The sequence below is a fragment of the Ruegeria sp. BHSA123 genome, assembly GCF_059613425.1.
In genome coordinates, this window is record NZ_JBXWSL010000005.1 from 1 (window position 1) to 24,269 (window position 24,269).

General features: G+C 56.3%; 27 protein-coding genes. 8 read left to right on the forward strand and 19 right to left on the reverse strand.

The annotated features are described in order from the left end of the window. The 3 genes from AC2FNC_RS03780 to AC2FNC_RS03790 form a co-directional block, all read left to right on the forward strand. Nucleotides 1-595, forward strand: a 595-nt coding sequence (locus tag AC2FNC_RS03780; RefSeq protein WP_496714662.1) for a sulfite exporter TauE/SafE family protein, incomplete at its 5' end; no start/stop codon positions are given. A gap of 91 nt (nt 596-686) precedes the next feature. Next, nucleotides 687-1,607, forward strand: a complete 921-nt coding sequence (locus AC2FNC_RS03785; RefSeq protein ID WP_480475128.1) for a sulfite exporter TauE/SafE family protein — start codon at nt 687-689, stop codon at nt 1,605-1,607. Nucleotides 1,608-1,609: 2 nt separating this feature from the next. Beyond that, on the forward strand, nt 1,610-2,377 hold the full coding sequence (locus tag AC2FNC_RS03790) for a TIGR02186 family protein (RefSeq protein ID WP_480483180.1): 768 nt from the start codon (nt 1,610-1,612) through the stop codon (nt 2,375-2,377). Between the two features lie 3 nt (nt 2,378-2,380). Here AC2FNC_RS03790 and AC2FNC_RS03795 read toward each other — a convergent pair whose 3' ends face one another. The 6 genes from AC2FNC_RS03795 to AC2FNC_RS03820 form a co-directional block, all read right to left on the reverse strand. Next, complete coding sequence (locus tag AC2FNC_RS03795; protein WP_496714663.1) at nt 2,381-3,109, reverse strand: SDR family oxidoreductase; 729 nt, start codon at nt 3,107-3,109, stop codon at nt 2,381-2,383. Next, on the reverse strand, nt 3,097-4,638 hold the full coding sequence (locus AC2FNC_RS03800) for an AAA family ATPase (protein ID WP_496714664.1): 1,542 nt from the start codon (nt 4,636-4,638) through the stop codon (nt 3,097-3,099). The genes AC2FNC_RS03795 and AC2FNC_RS03800 overlap by 13 nt, the downstream gene beginning before the upstream one ends. A gap of 60 nt (nt 4,639-4,698) precedes the next feature. Next, on the reverse strand, nt 4,699-5,337 hold the full coding sequence (locus AC2FNC_RS03805) for an acyl-homoserine-lactone synthase (protein WP_480518471.1): 639 nt from the start codon (nt 5,335-5,337) through the stop codon (nt 4,699-4,701). An 82-nt stretch (nt 5,338-5,419) separates the two neighbouring features. Beyond that, nucleotides 5,420-6,139, reverse strand: a complete 720-nt coding sequence (locus tag AC2FNC_RS03810) for a helix-turn-helix transcriptional regulator (RefSeq protein WP_496714665.1) — start codon at nt 6,137-6,139, stop codon at nt 5,420-5,422. A 367-nt stretch (nt 6,140-6,506) separates the two neighbouring features. After that, complete coding sequence (gene ccrA, locus AC2FNC_RS03815; protein WP_480475116.1) at nt 6,507-7,790, reverse strand: crotonyl-CoA carboxylase/reductase; 1,284 nt, start codon at nt 7,788-7,790, stop codon at nt 6,507-6,509. Nucleotides 7,791-7,924: 134 nt separating this feature from the next. Beyond that, a complete protein-coding gene (locus AC2FNC_RS03820; protein WP_480475114.1) occupies nt 7,925-9,289 on the reverse strand; it encodes a 1-acyl-sn-glycerol-3-phosphate acyltransferase in 1,365 nt (454 codons plus the stop codon). 51 nt (nt 9,290-9,340) lie between these two features. On the opposite strand from AC2FNC_RS03820, the gene AC2FNC_RS03825 reads away from it, so the two are divergent. From AC2FNC_RS03825 to deoD, 3 genes are all read left to right on the forward strand, one after another. Further along, entirely contained in the window at nt 9,341-11,401 is a 2,061-nt protein-coding gene (locus AC2FNC_RS03825) for a methylmalonyl-CoA mutase family protein (protein WP_480475112.1), read from the forward strand. 124 nt (nt 11,402-11,525) lie between these two features. Then, nucleotides 11,526-11,843, forward strand: a complete 318-nt coding sequence (locus AC2FNC_RS03830; RefSeq protein ID WP_480494290.1) for an H-NS histone family protein — start codon at nt 11,526-11,528, stop codon at nt 11,841-11,843. A 17-nt stretch (nt 11,844-11,860) separates the two neighbouring features. Beyond that, the gene (gene deoD, locus AC2FNC_RS03835) at nt 11,861-12,571 is read left to right on the forward strand and encodes a purine-nucleoside phosphorylase (protein ID WP_480622915.1); all 711 of its coding nucleotides are present in this window, start codon (nt 11,861-11,863) and stop codon (nt 12,569-12,571) included. A 24-nt stretch (nt 12,572-12,595) separates the two neighbouring features. On the opposite strand, the gene AC2FNC_RS03840 is transcribed toward deoD, so the two are convergent. The 12 genes from AC2FNC_RS03840 to AC2FNC_RS03895 all read right to left on the reverse strand — a co-directional run bounded on the left by AC2FNC_RS03840 (nt 12,596) and on the right by AC2FNC_RS03895 (nt 21,740). Continuing rightward, nucleotides 12,596-13,459, reverse strand: coding sequence for an urea carboxylase-associated family protein (locus tag AC2FNC_RS03840; protein ID WP_480518457.1), 864 nt, complete (start codon nt 13,457-13,459; stop codon nt 12,596-12,598). 290 nt (nt 13,460-13,749) lie between these two features. After that, complete coding sequence (locus tag AC2FNC_RS03845) at nt 13,750-13,890, reverse strand: hypothetical protein (RefSeq protein ID WP_267363816.1); 141 nt, start codon at nt 13,888-13,890, stop codon at nt 13,750-13,752. A 122-nt stretch (nt 13,891-14,012) separates the two neighbouring features. Then, entirely contained in the window at nt 14,013-14,792 is a 780-nt protein-coding gene (locus AC2FNC_RS03850) for a succinate dehydrogenase iron-sulfur subunit (protein WP_117870326.1), read from the reverse strand. A gap of 31 nt (nt 14,793-14,823) precedes the next feature. After that, nucleotides 14,824-15,450 carry a sulfotransferase gene (locus AC2FNC_RS03855; RefSeq protein WP_496714666.1) on the reverse strand — a complete coding sequence of 209 codons (627 nt, stop codon included), beginning with the start codon at nt 15,448-15,450 and terminating at the stop codon, nt 14,824-14,826. 96 nt (nt 15,451-15,546) lie between these two features. Continuing rightward, nucleotides 15,547-17,352: a succinate dehydrogenase flavoprotein subunit gene (gene sdhA, locus AC2FNC_RS03860; RefSeq protein ID WP_480554209.1), complete on the reverse strand. Its 1,806-nt coding sequence runs from the start codon at nt 17,350-17,352 to the stop codon at nt 15,547-15,549. Nucleotides 17,353-17,370: 18 nt separating this feature from the next. Next, a complete protein-coding gene (gene sdhD, locus AC2FNC_RS03865; RefSeq protein ID WP_480475100.1) occupies nt 17,371-17,742 on the reverse strand; it encodes a succinate dehydrogenase, hydrophobic membrane anchor protein in 372 nt (123 codons plus the stop codon). Between the two features lie 13 nt (nt 17,743-17,755). After that, nucleotides 17,756-18,142, reverse strand: coding sequence for a succinate dehydrogenase, cytochrome b556 subunit (gene sdhC / locus AC2FNC_RS03870; RefSeq protein ID WP_480475098.1), 387 nt, complete (start codon nt 18,140-18,142; stop codon nt 17,756-17,758). Nucleotides 18,143-18,357: 215 nt separating this feature from the next. Beyond that, nucleotides 18,358-19,020 carry a DUF1194 domain-containing protein gene (locus AC2FNC_RS03875; protein ID WP_480475096.1) on the reverse strand — a complete coding sequence of 221 codons (663 nt, stop codon included), beginning with the start codon at nt 19,018-19,020 and terminating at the stop codon, nt 18,358-18,360. 54 nt (nt 19,021-19,074) lie between these two features. Next, nucleotides 19,075-20,103, reverse strand: coding sequence for a MaoC family dehydratase (locus tag AC2FNC_RS03880; protein ID WP_480518447.1), 1,029 nt, complete (start codon nt 20,101-20,103; stop codon nt 19,075-19,077). Beyond that, on the reverse strand, nt 20,103-20,309 hold the full coding sequence (locus AC2FNC_RS03885) for a DUF1737 domain-containing protein (protein WP_209506521.1): 207 nt from the start codon (nt 20,307-20,309) through the stop codon (nt 20,103-20,105). The genes AC2FNC_RS03880 and AC2FNC_RS03885 overlap by 1 nt, the downstream gene beginning before the upstream one ends. A 12-nt stretch (nt 20,310-20,321) precedes the next feature. Continuing rightward, nucleotides 20,322-20,876, reverse strand: coding sequence for an NnrU family protein (locus AC2FNC_RS03890; protein WP_496714667.1), 555 nt, complete (start codon nt 20,874-20,876; stop codon nt 20,322-20,324). Nucleotides 20,877-20,882: 6 nt separating this feature from the next. Continuing rightward, a complete protein-coding gene (locus tag AC2FNC_RS03895; RefSeq protein WP_480494304.1) occupies nt 20,883-21,740 on the reverse strand; it encodes an HpcH/HpaI aldolase/citrate lyase family protein in 858 nt (285 codons plus the stop codon). 169 nt (nt 21,741-21,909) lie between these two features. On the opposite strand from AC2FNC_RS03895, the gene AC2FNC_RS03900 reads away from it, so the two are divergent. Continuing rightward, on the forward strand, nt 21,910-22,215 hold the full coding sequence (locus AC2FNC_RS03900) for a hypothetical protein (RefSeq protein ID WP_480494306.1): 306 nt from the start codon (nt 21,910-21,912) through the stop codon (nt 22,213-22,215). Here the strand turns inward: AC2FNC_RS03900 and AC2FNC_RS03905 are convergent, their stop codons facing one another. Further along, nucleotides 22,216-22,971, reverse strand: a complete 756-nt coding sequence (locus AC2FNC_RS03905) for a sulfite exporter TauE/SafE family protein (protein ID WP_480475086.1) — start codon at nt 22,969-22,971, stop codon at nt 22,216-22,218. 161 nt (nt 22,972-23,132) lie between these two features. Here AC2FNC_RS03905 and mdh point away from each other — a divergent pair, with 161 nt between their 5' ends. After that, nucleotides 23,133-24,095 carry a malate dehydrogenase gene (mdh, locus tag AC2FNC_RS03910; protein WP_480518443.1) on the forward strand — a complete coding sequence of 321 codons (963 nt, stop codon included), beginning with the start codon at nt 23,133-23,135 and terminating at the stop codon, nt 24,093-24,095. The last annotated feature ends 174 nt before the right edge of the window (nt 24,096-24,269 follow it).

Sequence of the window (24,269 nt, forward strand, 5' to 3'; positions counted from 1 at the left end):
CGATCTGGCTGTACAGATTTGCTATGTCGTGTTTCTGGGGGCCATCGGAACCCTGATGTTCATTGAAAGCCTTGCCGCCATCCGAAAAGCCAGAAAGTCCGGGTATCAACCTGCCCCCAAGCGACGCCAGCGTACATGGGTTCACGCACTGCCCTTCAAGATGCGGTTTCGGGCATCAAGCCTTTACATCTCGGTCATACCACCTGCACTGGTCGGGTTTGGTGTTGGCATCCTGTCGGCGATCATGGGTGTCGGCGGCGGGTTCATCATGGTACCCGCGATGATCTATGTTCTTGGCATTCCGACCAAAGTGGTTATCGGGACATCCCTGTTCCAGATCATTTTCGTCGCCGGTTTCACAACCATGATACATGCGTCGACAAATTTCAGCGTCGACATAGTGCTTGCCCTGTTCTTGTTGCTTGGCGGCGTTCTGGGCGCGCAATTGGGGACGCAGATCGGTGCACGTCTGAAAGCCGAACAGCTGCGCATTCTGTTGGCGTTGCTGGTCATGGGCGTTGCCGGAAAGATCGGATTTGACCTTCTATTGCCGCCGTTGGAGATCTTTTCTCTGGCAGAGCCTGGAGGGGTATGATGTTGTTTTCTCCGTACCACGCGACAATAACCGCTCTTGAATTCGAGTTTGATAGAAGGCAAGCCAAGACCCAGCGCAAAGTGACGGTATCATGCATATTTACCTGCCCATAGCCGAAGTCTCGGTAAATGCATTTCTACTCCTTGGTCTGGGTGGAATGGTTGGAATTCTGTCGGGGATGTTCGGGGTCGGCGGCGGGTTTCTCATGACGCCGCTGCTGTTTTTCATTGGCATACCACCGGCTGTTGCGGTTGCGACAGAGGCCAATCAGATTGTTGCATCGTCCTTTTCCGGGGTGCTGGCCCATTTTCGACGAAAGACCGTTGACCTCAAGATGGGTACGGTTTTGTTGACAGGCGGTCTAGTCGGGGCTGCATTGGGCGTTGTTGTCTTTAACTATCTAAAAAGCCTGGGCCAGGTCGACCTTCTGGTAACCCTTTGTTACGTGGTCTTCCTTGGTATCATTGGCAGCCTGATGTTCATCGAAAGCTTGAGGGCGCTGCGCAAAGCCAAGAAAGGCGGGGCAGCGCCAGCCAAGCGCCGCCAACGTGGCTGGGTTCATTCGATGCCCTTCAAGATGCGCTTTCGCACATCAGGTCTTTATATCTCGGTCATTCCACCGGTTGTAGTTGGTCTAAGCGTCGGGGTCTTGTCCGCGATTATGGGGGTCGGTGGCGGCTTCATCATGGTCCCGGCGATGATTTACCTGCTGGGAATGCCCACGAAAGTCGTTGTCGGCACATCGTTGTTTCAGATCATCTTCGTAACCGCATTTACCACGATGCTGCACGCGACCACCAACTATACAGTGGACATTGTCCTGGCGGTATTGCTGCTGGTCGGGGGCGTCATTGGCGCCCAGATCGGAACCGTAATCGGTTCGCGCATGCCGGCAGAACAACTACGCGTTCTGTTGGCGGCGCTGGTTCTGGTCGTCTGCGGCAAGCTGGCCCTTGATTTGCTTCTTGAACCATCCGAGCTTTATTCGCTTGGCAACAGCGGGGGGCATTAAGAATGCTGCGCTATGTCTTTGCCGCTTTGTGCCTGTTCTGCCTGCCCGCCGCAGCCGATGAAGAGCAGGTCGTCCTGGGCCTCAGCCAGGATCGTGTTGCGATCACTGCCGACTTTGACGGGTCTGAGATCCTCATTTTCGGGGCCATCAAACGGGAATCACCCATTCCGCCAGGCCCACCAGTCGCGGTTATTGTAGCGGTTGCAGGCCCGTCCGAGCCCGTAACGGTTCGCCGCAAAGAGCGAAAGCTTGGGATTTGGGTAAACACCGATAGCGTTCTGGTCGACCTGGCACCAAGTTTCTACGCAGTTGCCACCAGCGAACCGTTGGATCAAATTCTGACCGATACCGAAGACCTGCGTCACCGCATTTCGATCGAACGCGCGATCCGGTCGGTCGGAGCGGCGATGCACATCCGTGGTGCTCAGGATTTTGCAGATGCCGTGATCCGTATCCGTGAATCTGAACAGCTGTATTCCATCCGCGAGAACACTGTGGCCGTGGACGAACAAACCTTGTTCCGGACGTCAATTGACATGCCTGCGGACCTGACCGAAGGGGATTACTCAGCTCGGATCTTCCTGACCCGCGGAGGAGAGGTTGTATCGCAATACGAAACCAAAATCGACGTCCGCAAAGTCGGGTTGGAGCGGTTTCTGTACAATATGTCCCGTCAGCAACCCGTTTGGTACGGGCTGATGTCATTGGTTATCGCAATTGCCGCGGGTTGGGGCGCGTCGACAGCGTTCCGTCTGTTGCGGGAAAACTGACACTCACCCCCTGCCGATATAGGGCATGGTCGTGGCCATGACCGTCATGAACTGCACATTCGCTTCGGGCGGCAGGGTGGCCATATGCAGAACGGACCGCGCGGCATCTTCAACCGCCATGGTTGGGTCCGGCGTCTGGCCTGCCGCCTGCGCCGCATCCACCAGATCCTGAACCATCTGCGTGCGTGCGTTGCCGATATCGATCTGACCACATGCAATTCCAAAGGATCGTCCATCCAGTGAAAGGCTGCGCGTCAGCCCCGTAATGGCATGTTTGGTCGCCGAATAATGTACAGAATTCGGACGCGGAACATACGCTGCAATCGATCCGTTATTGATGATCCGCCCGCCCTGCGGGCTTTGATGACGCATGATCCCAAAGGCCTCACGCGCGCATAGAAACATACCGTTCAGGTTGACGTTGACGGTTTGATACCAATCGTCCAACGCGATTTCGTCGATTGTGCCCCCGCGGGCAAAAATACCAGCGTTGTTAAACAGAACATCAAGTCGCCCTGTCCGATCCATGAATACGTGGAACGCCTGTTTGACTGCGTCCGGGTCGGTCACATCGGCGGGCATTGCTATGGCCGCCGGGTATTCTTGCGCGAGGGCATTCAGCTTGTCCGCGCTGCGCGCCAGCAGCCCGACCGTCCAGCCCTGCGCCAGAAAAAGCTCGGCGGTGGCCCGACCGATGCCAGAGCTTGCACCAGTTACGATTATGGAACCCATGTCTCTTCTGCCTTCAGTGCGAGTGAAACTGCGGGGACCGCGCGCAAATCATCTATCTGCAACGGGTGGGTGGGTTTTGACAATCGATTGCGAACCACCCAGATCAAACGCTCCTGTGCGCGGGTGATCGCGACATAAGCCAAACGCTTCCACAAAGGCTGCCCGGCCTCAGTACGGCCCATCCGGGCGGCGGCGTAAATGTCAGGGGCAAACACCTGAACCGTGTCCCACTGTGATCCTTGTGCCTTGTGTATCGTCACTGCAGCCCCGTGCAAAAACGTCGCCCCCATACGGGCGGCAAAAGGAATGAAGGGCTCTTCCTCATCCGGTTTTTCGATCTGGACAATCGACGCGGCGCTGACCTGTGGGTCTTCGGCCCCGATCACATGCAAGCGAGAAAACCCCGGCTTGCGACCGGGACCAAGATAGACAACCTGGGCCCCCTTGATCAGGCCGCGCGCCTCAAGATCCAACCGCTTTTTGCGGTGCTTCAACGGCAACTCGATCCCGTCGCAGATCAGCGGCTCACCTTCCAAAAGCTCCGTATCCGGTGCGCCATGAACTTGCCTGAACGCCTGTATCAAACGAATGCGCGTGGCGTTGCGCCAGACCAGAACCGGGCTGCGCGCCATCAGATCAACTTCGACCCGCTGCCCCCAAACGACCCTGTCATCCCGGCGGGCGGTGTCTTCGACCAAACGCTCAAATTCTTCAAATCCCATCGACGGATTGGCAAGAGCGTGCGCCAGATCCAGGATCGGGTTATCCGCGTCTTGCCGATGTACCCGCTGAAGCGTCAGCTTTCGTGGTTCGGGCAAGGCTTCAAACACCATGCTGCCGGACTGATTGACCGGAGCCAGCTGTGCGGGATCACCGAACAGCAGAAGGGTCGGGAATATCTCTTTCAGGTCTTCGAACTGACGATCATCCAGCATCGACGCCTCGTCGACAAACCCGATGTCCAGCGGTTCCTCGCGGCGTTTCCAACCTGTAATGAAGTCAGATCCGCGCAATCCGGCAGCGGCCAGCGCTCCGGGAATCGATTTGTTGTTACGATAAAACGCAGCAGCACGGTCCAAAGCTTCGTCTGTCAGACCTTCGATCTCGGGGCGCTCGTCATTTCCGGCCAGCCATTCGGCGATACGCTCGTATTCCGGGTCATAGACCGGCGTATAAAGGATGCGGTGAATTGTGGTTGCCGGAACACCTCGAAGGCGCAGAACACTTGCGGCTTTGTTCGTAGGGGCCAGAATAGCAAGGCTGCGCTTGTCTCTGGATTTACGACTTTCGTAGTCGCCGGACACGACCTGAACACCGGTCTCAGCCAGCGCTTTGTAAAGTTTGGCCAACAGCAACGTCTTGCCGGACCCGGCCTTGCCGATCACAGCCATCACGCCAGACTTCCCTGCCCCCGGCAGTTTCAGAAGGGCATCGTCCTCCAGGGCGACACCGGCTGAGCGCAGCATCTCGGCGATGCTGTCATACGCGGCGGCCTGATCATCTGAGAAGGTCACATTCGGCAAAGACATGGCGCGACCCTACAGGGCCGCGCCAACCATCACCAGATGCGGATTTGCGTTTTCCGGTCCTTAGGCAGACAGGGCAAATCGGTGCAGTTTGGATCGCCCGAAAGCTGCATTGAACCACATGCGCGAAAGCTCACGCGGGATGCCCGCCCGTTCGGCCACGCGGTTGCAATCATCCGCTGAATAGGGCCATAGCCCGACCGAGATCTGGTCACGCCCTGTGCCTTGGGTTCCAAGAACCTCGGGGGACGACCCGATCAGACGATAGATCCGGATCATGCGGGCATCAAATACACCGGCAATATGCGTCAGGCCAAAGCCCTCCATCATCTCACCGCCGCTGAGCATGATGGCCCCGGCAGTGTGCGGGCTGGCTGTGCGGGACAGGCAGAACCGGGTCACCTCCCAGATCAGAGGGCTGCAAATCGGCTTTCCACCGTTGAGATGCCCAAACACCTCATTGATCATTACCCGGCCGGTTGTCGGCAATACCCGCATTGACCCACCATGGCTGCCATCCGGTTCTTCCCAGATGACATAAAGCGGGTTGAGGTCGTCGTACTCATCCCGCTCTTCTCCTTTTTTGTTGACATGGACGTCCCACCCCAACCGGGTTTTGAACTGATCTGCGCGATCCTTGAACATCCCCTCAGCCAGAGTCGGAAATCTGTGTAACTCATCGGCATACAGATAACGCAACATGACTTTTCCCCTTGTCGTCCTGTGCAGGAACGAAGGGGGTACAGAGTCGTGGTTAATATTGCGTTTTGAGGACGCTTTGCCCTTAAACGACTATTAATCCCCGGCTGAGTGCCGTTGCGATTGCGTGGGTCGTGTTAAGGGCTCCGAGTTTCGATCGGGCGCTTTCAATGTAAACGCGTAACGTGTGTTCGGAAATCGACAGGGAATGCGCCACCTGAGCGCGGCTGTAACCCAGTGCCAAAAGGGTAATGGCGTCGATTTCACGGGGCGACAGGCTGCGCGTTGCATCCGGTTGCCTGTCTTTTTCAAACTCCAGCGCTTTGCGATTGATATAGTGCGCAACAAGAATCAACTCGCGCCCAAAGGTCGAGATGAAGGTCTGCCAAGTTTGATCGTCGCAACTATGGTTAACGGTAAAAAGAGCGAACTGGCCGTTTGGCCCTCGGATCGGGATCGAGTATCCCTGATTGCCGACCCCATGGTCGTGGGCATCCTGAAGGAATGATTTGGCCACCTTGCTGGACCAGTCCAGAGACTTCCAGTCAACCGGGTGAAATCGCTGGAAACACCCCAGAATTACAGGATCAATACGATGATAGTTTTTTTCCCTGTATCGTTCGTACCAGGCGTCTGAGTAGGTCGTATAGCCGTATTGGTCCCCCGCGCCGTCAACCCAGTGATATGTCAGATGTGCGACCTTCAAAGTGTCTCGCAGACATTCGGCAACGGTGCTGAGCTCTTCAAGCGTGCTGGTGTTTTCCAAATCCTGAAGGATTTGACCCAAATCGGTTTTCGTTCCCATCCGCGGGCGCCCGTGCCTCGTTCTTTAGGGACGCGATCTCGGCCGCCGCAATCAGCCTTGTATCATCAAGCTGTTCTGCAAGCGCGCTCAACCCATTCGCAACGGCAAAAGCGTTGAGGTCCGATAGTACGTCCAATATCCACTCATTTTGCGCCATCAGGGTCTCTCTGAAACAGTTAACGAAGCGTTAACACAACCATAACATGTATGATCTTTTTCGACCTATTCACCGGTTTCTACTCCCCAAAAATAGCGGGAGTAATAATCGCAAGCATTTGAAACCATGAAAAAGGTCTGCAAACAGCAAACCACCCGCGAACCGGCAGTGCGATTCGCGGGTGGTTTTTGTCTAAGGTCCTGAACTGTTTCAGCCTGCGTCCAAAACTTCTTCGAGTGTGCGCAGCCCGGTACGCGGCGCCTGAACAAGCACAGACATGTTGCCCGGCTTGTGTTCATTCCGCAGCATTTTCATATGTGCTTCCGGAAGGTCGTTCCAGGCAAACACCTCGGACATACAGGGGTCCAGACGGCGCTCGACCATCAGCTTGTTCGCCGCTGCCGCTTGTTTCAGATGGGCAAAATGCGAACCCTGCAGGCGTTTCTGGTGCATCCACATGTAACGTACGTCGAATGTGCAGTTGAACCCGGACGTCCCCGCACAAATCACAACCATGCCGCCTTTTTTCACCACGAAGGTCGAGACCGGGAAGGTGCTTTCGCCCGGATGCTCGAACACCATGTCGACATTGTTGCCCTTGCCGGTGATATCCCAGATCGCCTTGCCGAACTTGCGGGCCTCTTTGAACCACTCGGCGTATTCAGGCGTATTGACCGTGGGCAGTTGGCCCCAGCAATTAAAGTCGCGGCGGTTCAAAACCCCTTTTGCGCCCAGACCCATGACGAAATCGCGCTTGCTTTCGTCCGAAATCACCCCGATCGCGTTTGCCCCGGCTGTGTTGATCAACTGGATAGCATAAGACCCCAGACCGCCCGAGGCACCCCAGACCAGAACGTTCTGACCCGGTTTCAGGTCGTGCGGTTCGTGACCAAACAGCATACGGTAAGCTGTCGCGAGTGTCAGCGTGTAGCACGCCGCTTCTTCCCAGGTCAGGTGCTTGGGGCGCGGCATCAACTGCTGAGCTTGCACGCGTGTGAACTGGCTGAACGAGCCGTCAGGTGTTTCATAGCCCCAGATCCGCTGGCTGGTCGAGTACATTGGGTCGCCGCCGTTGCATTCTTCGTCATCGCCATCGTCCTGGTTGCAGTGGATGACAACTTCATCGCCAACCTTCCACCGCTTGACCTTGTCGCCAACAGCCCAGACGATACCCGATGCATCAGAGCCTGCGACATGGTACGGTGCCTTGTGGCCATCGAAGGGGCTGATCGGCTGGCCCAGTGCGGCCCAGACACCGTTGTAGTTAACGCCTGCTGCCATCACCAGAACAAGTACCTCATTGCTGTCCAGCGTGGGTACATCTACCACTTCCTGCTGCATTGCAGTGTTTGGCTCGCCATGGCGTTCCTTTCGGATGGCCCATGCGTACATTTGTTTCGGGACATATCCCATCGGAGGGATCTCACCCATTTCATAGAGGTCTTTTTCAGGTGCCTCATACGACGCGATACCGGTTTCGGTGTCCAAAGCCATGCTGGCCTCCTTTTTCAATACTTTTGCCGCGACGCAGAATCGCGTGCTTTATCAGATGAAATATTGGCCATCGCGAAATATTGCAACCGTTTTTGATGCTAAATTGTAATTTTATGACCCAGCGGTTGCAGAAATTATTTTGCATACGCAGAAACAGAAGGGCGCGCGGAAACCGGTACAGATGCTGCATAATACTCCAGCAAATCACCGCGTTGCCCAGATTCGGAAAGAACATGCCCCTGCCGCTTGAGTATCCGTCGTTCAATCAACTGATCCAAAGCGCTTGATATGGCCGACGCATTGTCTTGGGTCTGCTTACCGTCACGTTCCATCATCGCCTGAATACAGGACCGCAGATCCTGTTCCGCCATCGGCCCATTGTCACGTATCAGCAAACAAGCCGCAGGGGCCGGGACCAACGGGATCGCGTTCTGGATACGCTGCATCAATGTGCGCGCCAGATCGGTCATCATGTCATCACTGCCCTTGGCCCGGAACTCTTTCAGAGAAATCGGGATTCCGTACCGGACCGATGCCAGCCCAAACCGCTTGTAACGCCCGATCACTCGCCGCCAGAACTGTTTGAGAATCCAACGCGTGATGACCCCGATCCGGGCCCGAAAACGACGCTCTTTTCCCAGTGCCGCACGGGTCAGAATGGTGTCTTCGAGCACACGGTCATAATTCAAAGCGACAGGAACGAATACGACATCACGCCCCTGCGACGTCGTCCCATCCATTATATACTTGAGCAATCCAAGCTTTGGGCGGGCGAGCGCTCCTGTCAGGCTTAAACCACCTTCTGGAAACATGGCTTGCGTAACACCGGCTTCGGTCGCATGGCGCACATAGGTGGACAAAACCTGCCGGTAGAGCTCGCTGCCTGACTTGCGCCGGATAAAGTAGGCCCCCATTGCCCGGATCAACCGGCTCAGCGGCCAAACCCGCGCCCATTCTCCTACTGCGTAGGATAAAGCAGAGTGCGGGGCCGCCAGATATGTAACCAATACGTAGTCCATATTGCTTCTGTGGTTCATCACAAAAACAACGGTTGCATCAGGGTCGATTGTCCTGACCGCGTCTTCGTCCTCGTAGCTAAGCCGCACCTCGTAGAACGTGTTGCTTAACAGCCGGGCTAGCCGGATCGCAAAACTGAAATAGGCGAAGGCGGAAAAGGACGGCACGATCTCGCGGGCATAGCGGCGTGCCTGCTCGGACGCAACGGCTTCGGGTATTCCAGTTTCGAGGGCGTGATGCTGAACCGCTTTACCAACCTGCGGATCATAAATCAGCCGTTGAATCATGTCGTGCCGACGGGCCAGCTTGAACGGTTGGATCGGACGTTGCAGGCGCTGGTTCAAACGCGCCACGGCACGTTCCAACCGGCGGCGGAAAAACCATCGGACTGACGGGAACAGAAAATGTGAAGCGAAAGTAACCATGGCAAAGACCACGATCAGCACAAAAAGCCAAAGCGGAAGTTCCACGGTTTGCGTCATGGCCGCACCTTGCCACCAATCGAAGCTGCTCACAATCTGAACAATTGCAGGATGCCGCAACGCAGCGAATTGACATGTCCCGAAAATTGCGCTTTAGAACCTCAGGACGTAATTTTATTGCCCACCGAAACGCGAGGCCCCTTCATGACGCAGATGCAGAAAGATCGCCCCTGGCTCATCCGGACCTATGCCGGTCATTCCACCGCCAAGGCCTCGAACGCGCTTTATCGTGGCAACCTCGCCAAAGGGCAAACCGGTCTTTCGGTTGCCTTCGATCTGCCCACCCAGACCGGATATGACAGTGACCACACGTTGGCACGTGGCGAAGTTGGCAAAGTCGGGGTGCCCGTCTGCCATCTGGGCGATATGCGGGTTTTGTTCGATCAGATTCCGCTGGAACAGATGAACACGTCAATGACGATCAACGCGACCGCCCCTTGGTTGCTAGCCCTTTACATCGCCGCGGCCGAGGAACAAGGCGCTGACGTTTCCAAATTGCAGGGCACGGTCCAGAACGACCTGATCAAGGAATATCTGAGCCGGGGCACTTATGTTTGCCCGCCAAAACCGTCGCTGAAGATGATCGCAGACGTGGCTGAGTATTGCTATTCCAATGTCCCCAAGTGGAACCCGATGAATGTGTGTTCCTATCACCTGCAAGAGGCAGGCGCGACACCGGAACAAGAACTTGCTTATGCGATGGCAACAGCCATTGCCGTGCTGGACGAGCTGCGCCCCCGTGTTCCGGTCGAAGATTTTCCGGCACTGTGTGGTCGGATTTCGTTTTTCGTGAATGCAGGAATCCGTTTTGTTACCGAAATGTGCAAAATGCGCGCGTTTGTTGATCTTTGGGATGAAATTCTGCAACAGCGGTATAGTGTTGAGAACCCAAAGTTCCGCCGCTTCCGCTATGGTGTGCAGGTAAACTCACTGGGCCTGACCGAACAGCAGCCAGAGAACAACGTGTACCGTATCCTGATTGAAATGCTGGCCGTGACGCTGTCGAAAAGCGCGCGCGCCCGCGCGGTGCAGTTGCCTGCATGGAACGAGGCACTTGGCCTGCCACGCCCCTGGGACCAGCAATGGTCCATGCGGATGCAGCAAATTCTGGCCTATGAAACTGATCTGTTGGAATTCGATGACCTGTTCGATGGCAACCCGGCTGTTGATGCCAAGGTCGAAGAATTGAAAGCAGGCGCGCGGGCAGAGCTGGCGAACCTGGATTCGATGGGCGGTGCGGTTGCGTCTATTGAGTATATGAAATCCCGCCTTGTGGATTCCAACGCCGAACGTCTGAACCGGATCGAACGCAACGAAACCGTCGTGGTCGGCGTGAACAAATGGATGGAAGGCGAGGCTTCCCCCCTTCAGACTGAAGATGGCGGCATCATGGTCGTTGATCCTGCCGTGGAACAGGAACAGATCGACCGCTTGAATGCGTGGCGGGCTGAGCGGGACGAAGCGGCTGTTGCAGCGACCTTGGCCGCGTTGCGCCAAGCGGCTCAGACAGGAGCAAACGTCATGGAGCCGTCCATTGCCGCTGCCAAGGCGGGTGTGACCACCGGCGAATGGGCCGAAGAGATGCGCAAGGTCTTCGGCACTTATCGTGGTCCGACCGGCGTTTCCGGATCGGTCTCGAACAAAACCGAAGGGTTGGATGACCTGCGCGCGGCGGTTGATGCCGTCAGCGACAAACTGGGGCGACGCCTGAAATTTCTGGTTGGAAAACCGGGATTGGACGGCCATTCCAACGGCGCCGAACAAATCGCGTTCCGTGCCCGCGACTGCGGCATGGATATCAGCTATGAGGGTATCCGGCTGACCCCGGAAGAAATTGTCACCTCAGCCCGCGACGATGACGCACATGTCATCGGGTTGTCGATCCTGTCCGGTAGCCATCTGCCTTTGGTCGAAGATGTAATGGATCGGCTGCAGAAGGCTGGCTTGTCTCACATTCCCGTGGTTGTTGGCGGAATTATTCCGGATGACGATGCCGCAAAATTGAAAGCCATGGGTGTAGCCAAGGTTTACACCCCCAAAAACTTTGAACTTAATGCGATCATGAGCGATATCGTAACACTGGTTGACCCCAAAAACCTCGCAGCCGAGTAACTGAGGTTTTAGACCCTTAATTCCCCGTTTCTTCCCTTTTGATATTTGGGATGGAATAAACCATTCGTTATAATTACGGTGCGCACTCAAGTGCACCGTAAATAATATCCTTCGGAGATGAATGATGGGGATCAATCTTGAACAGATGTCGCGTAAAGACCTTTTGGCATTGCGTGACGATGTCGAAAAAGCCTTGGTAGGAGCCGAAAAACGCGAGCGCCGTGAGGCTTTGAAAGCCGCAGAAAAGGCTGCCGCGGAATTCGGATACTCGCTGTCCGAGCTTTCAGGCGACGCACCCCGCGCATCCAAGAACACGAAAACAAAAGAAAAATACCGCAACCCTGCCAATCCGGAACAAACCTGGACAGGTCGTGGCCGCAAGCCGAAATGGGTGCATGACGCGTTGCAGGCGGGTGCCGATATTTCCGATCTTGAAATCTGATCGGGGCGGAACAAACAATGACAATTCATATCGGCGCTGAAAAAGGTGAAATTGCAGAAACCGTTCTATTACCCGGAGATCCTTATCGGGCGAAATGGGCGGCCGAGACGTTTTTGGACGATGTGAAGCAAGTCAATAACGTTCGGGGGATGCTTGGGTTTACCGGAAATTGGAAGGGGAATCCTGTAACGATACAGGGTAGCGGCATGGGAATGCCCTCGCTCTCCATTTACGTAAACGAGTTAATTCGCGATTACGGCGCAAAAACCCTGATCCGAATTGGGTCGTGTGGCGGAATGCAGGACAGCGTAAAAATACGAGACGTCATTCTGGCAATGACGTCAACAACGCTGAGTACGCCGTCACGCGGTATCATGAAAGAACTGAACTTTGCACCCTGCGCCGATTGGAGTTTGTTGCAGGCGGCCGCAAAGGCGGCGGCTGCCAAAGCAACCCCTACCCATGTCGGCGGGATTTATTCTTCGGACGTTTTCTATGATGAGCGCCCGGACCTGAATGAACAGATGGTGCGCCACGGGATTCTCGGCGTCGAAATGGAGGCGGCCGAGCTCTATATCCTTGCAGCGCGCCACAAATGCCGTGCTCTGGCAGTTCTCACCGTTTCCGATCACCTTCTAACGGGAGAGGCTCTGCCATCCTCGGAACGTGAAAGCAGCTTTGGAGACATGGTGGAAATCGCGCTACAGGCCGCATTTCCGAGCAGCTGACAATGATGTAGTTGCCCGCTGAACCTAGCGCCCGTGCGTGCGATCATAGCCATTGCGCGCCGGGCTTTCCCAGCCATCCAGGTCTGTGACCGTCGCGGCAAATGTTTCGACCAACAAGGGAAAACACGCGGCTGTGTCCGAGGAATGTTCGGAGGAACAATCCCCACCCGGACAAGCGCTGAGATTGCCCAGCAGATCGATCTCAGCAAAGAACTCCAGATAGTCGCCGGGGCGAACGGGCGATGCTTTCATGAAATACTGACCTGTATCCCGAGTGAAACCGGTACACATGAAGACGTTCAGAACGTCGTGCACCACAGGTTCGGCCTCATCCATCGGAATACTCAGATGATCCGCCAGCGCGCGGGTCAGGTTGGAATGACAACAGTGGTGATACTGCGTGCCGGACAGCAAATTGCCCGTATATGGATCACAACGCGTGCCGATTACGTCATGAACCGATCCCCCGTATGCATCGATCCCGTACCATTCCAGTGTATCCGCTATGATCGTGGCCATCGGGCGCAGATGTGGGAAACTGGACCACATCCGCTCTCCGGTGGTCAGGTGCGTGCCATGCAAAGCCCGCGTTTTTCCGGAATAAAAGCGCTCGGATAAATCATTGCGGTTCCACAGGTTCAAATCGCCAACCTGCGGGCCTTCAACCGATGTGATGCGAAAGAAATGCCCGGCAGGTACATCAAAACAGCACGCCTCACGCGGAGGAACCAGGACTTCGCCGGTTTTGACTGCCCGTTGGCGTACAGATCTCATCCAGGGCAAATCTGGTCGCGGCAAGGCATCGTTCGGATAACAAATAACAGGGGCGACCGAACGACGGGCTTCGGCATCTTCGGGGGGGCGGGCAGTATTCTCAGAACCAGTCATGGCGTGCAGAGTGGCGGATTCTCTGGCTCGCGAAAAGCCCTATTCTCAACCATCACTTGCCTTCAGGCATCGCATAGGTTGGTCCGTCGCAGCGATTTCCGCTCCACAATAGTTGCACCGCCAGATGCCATGACGTCTGTCCTGTCGCCAGCGACAATCACGTGTCAGCGTTGAATGGCGCGAGCGCCAGAAAAAATAGGCGAACACTCCGGCGACCAACAAAAGCAGAAGAACAGGCATTCCTCTGCTTTGCCGATTGACCGAAGTTTTTCAAGGGCTGTCGTATTGGATCAGGCCGCGTTTGCGTATTCGAACAGCTCGGGCTCTTTGTCGGCTTTAACCGGTTCCGGCGTGTAGTAGGCCCATGCCTGCTCCAGCAGTTTCAGCGCCTCTTTAGCGTCGATTTTTTGTTTGGATGTGTTTGCATTCATTGGAGTGATCCTGACTCGAACTCATCACTCCTCCCTGACCAAAAAATAAGGCAATGCAGCCGGGGCCACATCGCCTTATTTTGCAAGATCGACATGCGTTTACCGCAATTCGGTGCAGGTTATTATACCGCGCGTTCGACCATCATCTTTTTAATCTCGGCAATCGCCTTGGCCGGGTTCAAACCTTTGGGGCAGGTCTTGGCACAGTTCATGATGGTGTGGCAGCGATAGAGCTTGAACGGATCTTCCAACTCGTCCAGACGCTCACCCGTGGCCTCATCCCGGCTGTCGATGATCCAGCGATATGCGTGCAACAGAGCAGCAGGGCCGAGATACCGGTCGCCGTTCCACCAGTAGCTCGGGCACGAGGTCGAGCAGCTGGCGCACATCACACACTCATAGAGACCATCCAGCTTTTTCCGATCTTCGATCGACTGCTTCCATTCCTTTGCAGGACGGTTGGTCTTGGTTTCCAGCCACGGCATGATCGACGCATGCTGGGCATAGAAATGGGTCAGATCAGGGATAAGGTCCTTGACCACAGGCATATGCGGCAGCGGATAGATTTTCACGTCGCCCTTGATCTCATCCATGCCATAGATACAGGCCAGCGTGTTGATCCCGTCAATATTCATCGCGCACGAGCCGCAGATGCCTTCACGGCATGACCGGCGAAATGTCAGGGTCGGGTCGATTTCGTTCTTGATCTTGATCAGCGCGTCCAAAACCATCGGCCCGCACGTGTCCATATCTACAAAGTAGGTATCGACACGGGGGTTCTGTCCGTCATCCGGGTTCCAGCGATAGATCTGGAACTTTCGCACATTGGTCGCGCCATCCGGCTTTGGCCAAGTCTTGCCGGTGATAATCCGGGAATTTTTGGGCAGGGTCAGTTGAACCATGTCAATTCTCCATTCAGCACAAGGCCGCCTTTCAGCCTGTCCGGGCGCGCTGAGACGCCCCTCGGTTATAATGCCCCCAATGGGCGATGTTCACGTCAAAATCCGACGCGAGCCAGTCCGCAACGCGTTGCGGATCGTCACAGTCGATATCAAAGCGCAGGAAGCGCGGGTTGCCGTCGAAATAGGCTTCTACTTCGGCATGGTGCACATCATACATATGTGCCCAGCCGTGTTTCACTTCATCGGCCGTTTGTCCATTGGCCTTGCAGCATCGCTCAAGGTACCTACCGCCGGAATGGTTGGCACGGGATGCGATCCAGTCATCGCGATTGCGCGTGTTCAGCAAGAAAAAGGCGTCCGGGTAAGCCGCATGCAATTCACGGAAGAAACGCGCCCCGTCCAGCATGAAGCGTGAGCTGACGAAAGCGATGTCGGTGAAGGCCCGCACCGCTCCGAACCCGTCCAGTGGTCGTCGCCCCATGGCTATGTTGGTCAACATGCGGTGCGCAAGGTTTCGGCCCTGGTCATCTTCCCAATGAACTGACGGTATCCTGCTGTTCTGGAACAGCCTGTGAAACGAGGTCGTTGCACAGCGGTTCAGCCCGATCAGGATGATCTTGGGATAGCCTGAACCGGATTGCAGGACCTCGACCGTCATGACAAGCACCGGACGCGGACCGACCACTGGCCAATGGCCATTGCGGTTTTCGTGGGTATTTGGCGCTTGCTCACCATTGCCTGCTGTCCGAGCCTTTTAGAACGTACGTGCCTTGGGTGCGATTTTCTTCAGGCTGATGCCACCTTCGTCTTCGGTCGTCAGCGGATCGACGATCACGGGACGATAGCTGAGCTCAACCTTGTTGCCTTCGACCCGACTAACCGTGTGAACACGCCAGTTTTCGTCATCACGTGCAGAGAAATCCTCGTGCGCGTGGGCACCACGGGATTCCTTGCGCGCCTCTGCGCCGACGATCGTGGCCAGCGCGTTAGGCATCAGGTTGGTCAGTTCCAGCGTTTCCATCAGGTCACTGTTCCAGACCAGCGACCGGTCTGTGACTTTCAGATCGTCCATCTTCGCAGCGATTGCCGTCATCTTCTCGACGCCTTCGGCCATGGTCTTGGCGGTACGGAACACGGCAGCATCCGCCTGCATGGTTTTCTGCATCTCAAGCCGCAACTCGGCGGTCGGGATGGAACCGCTAGCGTTGCGCACCGCGTCGAACCGGTCAAAGGCCTTATCGACCGATGCCTGGTTCAGAACCGGGTTCGCAGCTTCAGGATTCACGACTTTGCCTGCCCGGATCGCCGCCGCGCGGCCAAAGACCACAAGGTCAATCAGCGAGTTCGAGCCCAAGCGGTTCGCGCCGTGGACCGAGGCGCAACCGGCTTCGCCCACTGCCATCAGGCCCGGAACCACAGCTGTCGGGTTCTCGGCCGTTGGGTTCAGAACTTCACCCCAATAGTTTGTGGGGATACCGCCCATGTTATAGTGCACGGTTGGCAGAACCGGGATCGGTTCCTTGGTGACATCCACGCCGGCAAAGATCTTGGCGCTTTCCGAGATGCCGGGCAGACGTTCTGCCAAAGCTTCGGCTGGGAGGTGACTGAGGTTCAGGTGAATATGATCCCCTTCCGCACCGACACCACGGCCTTCGCGGATTTCCAAGGTCATCGAGCGCGAGACGTAATCGCGCGGTGCGAGGTCCTTGTACTGGGGGGCGTAACGCTCCATGAACCGTTCACCTTCCGAGTTGGTCAGGTAACCGCCCTCGCCACGCGCGCCTTCGGTGATCAGGCAGCCCGATCCGTAGATGCCGGTCGGGTGGAACTGAACGAACTCCATATCCTGCAGCGCCAAGCCCGCGCGGGCCACCATACCGCCACCGTCACCGGTGCAGGTATGGGCCGAGGTCGCGCTGAAATAGGCGCGGCCATACCCGCCGGTCGCCAGCACAACCATCTTGGCATTGAAGACATGCATCGTGCCATCGTCCAGCTTCCAGCAGACAACACCCTGACACTGGCCGTCATCGGACATGATCAGGTCGATGGCGAAGTATTCGATATAAAACTCGGCATTGTTCTTCAGCGACTGGCCATACAGCGTATGAAGGATCGCGTGGCCGGTCCTGTCCGCAGCGGCACAGGTGCGCTGGACTGCCGGGCCTTCGCCGAATTCAGTGGTGTGACCACCAAACGGGCGTTGATAGATCTTACCCTCTTCGGTTCGGCTGAACGGAACGCCATAGTGCTCCAGTTCGTAAACAGCCTTGGGCGCTTCCCGAGCTAGGTATTCCATCGCATCGGTATCGCCCAGCCAATCCGAGCCTTTCACAGTGTCGTACATGTGCCACTGCCAGTGGTCGGGCCCCATGTTTGACAACGACGCGGCGATACCGCCCTGAGCGGCCACAGTATGCGAACGGGTTGGGAAAACCTTGGTTACGCAAGCCGTGCGAAGACCCTGTTCCGCCATACCCAGTGTTGCCCGCAGACCGGCCCCACCGGCACCGACAACGACCACGTCATATTCATGCGTTTCGTATTCGTATGCAGCCATTTCTTTCAGCTCCGGGAATTAAAGGGCAATGCGAGCGACGGCAAAGATGCCAGCCGCAGCCGCGCCATAAGACAAGCAGGTCAACAGAATGATCAGGACCTTTTCAAGCGTGCCGTGAACATAATCTTCAAGCATCACCTGCGCACCGTCCGCGAAGTGTTTGAAGCCAACCGCCAGCGTCAGTGCTGCCACGATGGCAGGGAAAGGTCGCGAGTAGTAGTCGAGAACGACCTCGAATGGCTGGCCCAGGATCGGGCCAAAGGTGAATACAAACAACGGCACAAGGATCAGCAAAGCAACCGAGCTGACTTTCATCGCCCAGAAATGGGCAGTACCGGATTTCGCCGAGCCAAGTCCAGCGGCGCGTTTGCGGTCGGTCAGATAACGCATGTCAGGCCTCCAATCACGCGACGAGGACAAGGGTCAGAAGGGTCAAGACGACCGATCCGATAACAACAGCCCAACCCATTTTGGTCGCTGTCGGAATATCCAGACCAACTGCATTGTCCCAGATCAGATGCCGCACACCGGCCAGCGTGTGATACCAAAGCCCCCAAACGGACAGCGCCATCACAAGGTCTCCAAGCATCGAGGTTATTACCCCATTCGCTACGGCAAAGGCCTCGGGCGAGGTTGCAGCGGCCAGAAACCACCAGACGATCAACAGAGCTGCGAGCAGAAGGGCGTTACCGGTGATGCGCGTCAGGATGGACGTGATCGACGTCAGCTGCGGGCGATAAATCGACAGATGCGGCGAAAGTGGGCGATTGCCCCGATTTACATCGGCCATGGCGGCTCCTTTTCGGTTGGCTACCGAACGTTTTACTGGTTTTTGCGACACTGTCACGTGCTGCGAGTGCAAAAACCATCAAATTGCGCTCAATTATACGGATAATTCAATTATGTGATCACACAAAATAATCTCGTGATCACATATCACATTCCGCACTGTCAATGTTAGCGTTTTCAAGGCCGAAGAGATGTGATCACGAATCTCTCAAGCCGTCATTTCAGGTCTGCCGTTTGCTGCGTCACTTCGCGCAGCAGTTTTCGACGAATTCGTTCCGGGTAATCCGCGAACCCGGTGGCAGAAACGACAAAGGCACCTTCGCCCACGATGACATTCTCAAAGAAATATGCCGTCAGGTCCGGTTCGCTTTCCTCAATAGCCAGCGCGTTGACAACGATTCCCTCGGCGCGCAGGGCCGCATGTACCCGAGTAGGTTCAATCCCTTCATTGGACACACCGTCCCCTGACAGGTCAATCAGATGCCGTCGGCAGTCGGAAACCGAATCAAATGAACTCAGGGTCATTTGAAGCGCCTCGCCGATTGCCGTCGAAAAATTCCGCCAGATGCGCGGATCGGCGGCGACCCGGTCTGCAAACTGATCCAGCGTGGCAAAGCTATCGATACGGGTCCAGGGGATAGTGATCCGCTGGCGCGATGAGCCGGTCCACTGCACCAGCATCAGCCGCGCCTGCCCCCGCACCAGTGCCTCGGACACGATCGGGTCGCGCAAACCTGCGGCCAACCCATCCATCTGGATGCGATATTCGCTGCTATCGACCGAACCAGAAACGTCCACAGCCAAAGCCAAGGCCAGATCGCAGGCCTGAGCCGCAGGTGCCAGAGTGACGCTGGCCAATATCGCGCGTAGCAGGTTCATTGTGCGAACCTATCACGCCTTGCAAGCAGTGGCGTCACATATCCGTCAGATCACCTATTTGGGCATCAATGCCCAATAGTCGAGATCCAGAAGAACATCTGGCAGGTACCGCCCTTCTTCGTTCTTCAGCTTGAACGGATCACCGCCCTTGGTCGCGACCAGACGCAATCGCACAGCGCCTATGCCGGGAACCCCGGTTTCCGCTTTGTCCAAAACTTCGGACCATGCCTTGATCGTATCACCCGCAAAACAAGGGTTAGCATGGGCGCCACCATTCAAGCCGACAATCATCTGCGCATTTGCAAGGCCATTGAAGGAAAATGCCCGCGCCATCGAGATTACATGCCCACCGTAAATGAGCCGCCCTTCCGGACGGAACGTCAGGTCGTAATGCACCTTGGCGGTGTTCTGCCACAAACGTGTGGCTAGCATATGCTCGGCCTCTTCCACGGTGACACCGTCCACATGATCGATGGTTTCACCGACCTCATAATCGCCCCAGCGGTGCGCCTCGCCCGCGAGGGCAAAATCGTAGTTTGCAAAATCGAGCCCTTCCGGCACGATCAGGTCCTGCGGATCAAGCACAGCCTTCAAATCGGGAACAACCGTCTCGGGCGCGGGTGCATCCATGTTTGCCTTGCGCACCATGACCCAGCGCACATATTCAAGAACCACCTCGTCCAACTGGTTCAACCCGCGGGTACGAACCCAGACAACACCAGTTTTTCCGTTGGAATTCTGCTTCAGGCCGATAACCTCTGATACGGATCGCAGCGTATCGCCGGCAAAAACAGGTTTCAGCCAACGACCTTCGGCATAGCCCAGATTGGCAACCGCGTTCAGAGAAACATCAGGCACGGTCTTGCCGAACACGATGTGGAACGCGGCCAGATCATCTATCGGGCTTTCCGGCAACCCACAGTCCCGGGCAAATTCATCCGAGGAGTAAAGCGCGTGACGTGCGGGATAGAGCGCGTGATACAAGCCGCGCTCTCCCTCGGTCACGGTGCGAGGTACTGCATGCTGCAACACCTGCCCGACAGAATAGTCCTCGAAAAATCGGCCCGGATTTGTTTTTGCCATTACTGCTGTCCCAGTTTCATGTCGGGGGAATAGTCGGCCTCGACCTCTTTGGTCACGGCCTGCGCGCAACGCATTACATTGCCGTTGGCATCAAAGGCGTACGCCGGGTCACCATACAGCTCCCATCCCTTTGAAAGGGCGTCGGACACCTTGTGACAGAAGGCCGAAGTGTCTTCTTCGGTCAGCAAGCGATAAAGCTTCGACATCAAATCAAATCCTTATGAGCCGAACGGAGATGGGCCAACCAGCCCATGGATGTATCCGATAATTCCCATCAGAACGATCGAAGCCACAAAGAACATCGCATCCTTGCCGTAAGTGCCAGGCTCTGCCGGGGTCCACTCGGGTTCAGACTTGTTGATTACAATGACTTCGACCACCGCCCAGGCCAGAAGGCCACCAAACAGGATGATCGAGGCCAAATCGCCGTTCACCAACAGGTGCGCAAAAGCCCACAGTTTGAACCCGCCCAGCATCGGGTGGCGCAGCTTGTACAGCAGCCGGCCTTTTGTGCCCGCAGGGCTCATCAAATAAATCGCGATCAAAACCAACAGATTGTTGACGTGAATCAGAAAGGTCGGCGGCGCCCAAACATGGATGAAGTCGGTCATGCGATACCCGAAGATCATCAGAAGGATCGACGCGACCAAAGCCAGGGCAACAGCGCCTTTACCCGCGTCACCCATTGCGGCACGGCGTTCAGGTGCCACACGTTTGAACAGATGCGCCCCCCACCACAGCGCCACACCCAAGATCAGAAGAACAAAGCCCATGCTGGCCTACCCCGCTTGCAAAGCTAATATCGCCTCTGCTTTTGCCAGAATTTCGCGGGCAGTTACAACGTGCAGATTTTCGACAATCTTGCCATCGACAACGGCGACCCCTTGGCCAAGGGCCTCGGTCTCTTCAAAGGCCGAGATCTGGCGGCGAGCCAGGTCGATCTCATCATCCGATGGCGCGAAGGCGGTATTTGCCACTTCGACCTGGGCCGGGTGGATCAGCGTTTTGCCATCAAAGCCCATATCGCGGCCTTGCGCACATTCGAACGCCAGACCTTCGACATCCTTGAAGGCGTTGTAAACACCGTCGATGATGATCAGCCCTTCGGCCTTGGCAGCCAACAAGCACAGCCCTAACGAGGTCATCATCGGCAGGCGATCTGGGCGGAAGCGGGTTTGCAGCTCTTTCGCCAGATCATTTGTTCCCATCACGAATCCGGCCATCAGCGGATGCGCGGCGATTTCTGCTGCGTTCAGCATTCCACGCGGGGTTTCCATCATAGCCCAGATCGGCAAATCTCCGGTGATCGCAGCCAGCGCGTCTACGTCAGCCGCCGAATTCACTTTAGGCAACAGGACAACGTCGGCATCCATTTCGCGCACAGCCTCGGCATCCGCACGGCCCCATTCGGTGTCTAACCCGTTGATCCGAACAATCTTGACGCGTGATCCGTACCCTCCGGCAGCCAAAGCCGCCTTGAGCGTTTCGCGCGCATTGTCCTTTTCGTCGGCTGCGACCGCATCTTCCAGATCAAATATGATTGCATCTACCGGCAGAGTGCGGGCCTTTTCCAAAGCCCGGTCCCGGGACCCGGGGATATAGAGAACCGAACGATAGGGGCGCTGACGAGGATCCATGGACCACTCCCATTGAAATAAAGTTGCGCGGAATGGGGCATTTTTTACCGGAAAGTTCAAGCCCAAAATTGCCGCACCGCAGCAAACACGACGCAACGTGCTTTGCCTTAACTGAATTTCGGCCCCTGCGCGGCACCCTGACCGGCAGAGGGAACCGAAAGGATTCGGGATGCGAAAGACAATGTTCAAGATGACGATGGGACTAGGGATCATGGTACTTGCGGCACAACAGGTACAGGCCCAGGGGCAAAACTGCGCACCGCGAGAGGATGTGCTGGAAAGGTTGACCGACACTTATGGCGAAACGCGCAGGGGCTTTGGTCTGGCCCAGCAAGGCGCGGTCATGGAACTTTTCGCCTCAACTCAAAGCGGCAGCTGGACCATCACGGTGACCTTGCCCAACGGGGTCACCTGCCTCGTCGCTTCGGGGCAAGCTTTTGAGGCTGTAGCCGAAGCGCTGCCCCCGAACGCCTGATCAGGTAAGTGCGTCCCAGATCAGCTTACCGCCGGTGAGGGTCAGCAGCACATAGGCAATTCCAAAGAACAGGCGTTCGGACAACATGAAATGTGCACGGACGCCCAGCCAGGCACCGAGAACAGCAAACGGTGTTAACAGCATATCGGCCCATGCCGTCTGCCACGTGAACATGCCAAGATAAGCGTAGGGTACAAACTTCGCGATATTAATCACCCAGAAGACCAATACTGTACTGGCTTGAAACTCGGTCTTGGTCAGCCGTTGGGACAACAGGTAAACGGCAGCCGGAGGGCCTCCGGCATGGCTGACAAAGCTGGTGAATCCCGCGACCAGCCCTGCAAACAGGCCAGCGGAGGGCGGCAACCGTCTGGCAAACCCGCGCACCCAGCCTTTTGACTGTGCGATGTGCCAGATCACGAACCCGACCGAGATGCCGCCTATCAACAGGCGCAGCAGGTCATCATCCGTTGAACGGTAGAGCCATGCCCCCATTGCCACACCGGGTACAGCACCCAGGATCAGCAGGCGCGCATCCCCCCAGTTCCACCGCTTCCAATAAGGGCCCAAAGTGGCCACATCGATCACCATCAGAATCGGCAGCATCAGGGCCAGGGCCTGCCCGGGCGTTAGGATCAAGGCCAGAATCGATGATGACGCAAAGGCCACGCCCGAGCCGAAACCACCCTTCGAGATACCCGCAAAAATCACCGCCGGGATCGCCACTGCAAAAAACATCAGGTTCAATTCAAACATGCACCGGTCCCGGTTTTGGCTTGTCTCAAAGGCCCTTTAGCGCAACCACATAGGGTCTCGCAAACGGTATGCGGTTGTATGCCACGTCGCAGAACTCTTGCCTAATGCCGTTTTAACGACTAGCACAGCCGCGATTTCAAAACCGACCGGAGATATTCCAAATGGCCAGACCCAAGATTGCGCTGATCGGCGCGGGGAACATCGGCGGCACGCTTGCGCATCTTGCAGCTGTCAAAGAACTGGGTGACGTTGTCCTGTTTGACATCGCTGACGGGTTGCCACAGGGCAAGGCGCTCGACATCGCCGAATCCGGCCCGTCCGAAGGCTTTGACGCCTCGATGAAAGGCACCAGCGACTATGCCGATATCGCCGGCGCGGATGTCTGCATCGTGACCGCAGGCGTAGCCCGCAAACCGGGCATGAGCCGCGATGACCTGCTGGGCATCAACCTGAAAGTCATGAAGTCGGTCGGCGAAGGTATCGCAGCACATGCGCCCGATGCGTTCGTGATCTGCATCACCAACCCACTGGACGCCATGGTCTGGGCGCTGCGCGAATTCTCGGGCCTGCCGCATAACAAAGTCTGCGGCATGGCTGGCGTGCTGGATTCAGCACGTTTCGCGCATTTCCTGTCGGAAGAGTTCAACGTCTCGATGCGCGATGTGACCGCGTTCGTATTGGGCGGCCACGGCGACACCATGGTACCATCAGTTCGTTATTCGACCGTTGCTGGTATCCCTCTGCCTGATCTGGTTGAAATGGGCTGGACCTCGCAAGAAAAGCTGGACGCCATCGTACAGCGCACCCGTGATGGTGGCGCCGAAATCGTCGGCCTGCTGAAAACCGGATCGGCTTATTACGCGCCCGCCACCTCGGCGATCGAAATGACCGAAGCCTATCTGAAAGACCAAAAGCGTGTTCTGCCTTGTGCGGCGTACTGCAGCGGTGAGTTGGGCGTTAACGGCCTTTATGTCGGGGTGCCGACAGTCATTGGCGCAGGCGGCGTCGAGCGCATCGTTAACATCAAGCTGAACGAAGACGAGCAAGCCGGTTTCGACAATTCGGTCAACGCCGTGAAAGGCCTGATCGAGGCGTGCAAAGGCATCGACAGCTCGTTGGCGTAAAACTGCCAGACAATCCGAATTTGAGGCCGGCCCAATTATGGGCCGGTTTTCATTTTCCACCGCGGACCCCGGCCGCATATGTTGGCGCAAACGTCGCAAATCCCTTTTTTCGAATGTGATTTCAAAAAACTGTGCAGGAATATCGAATCAATCGATGGCACTTGAATTTTTGTG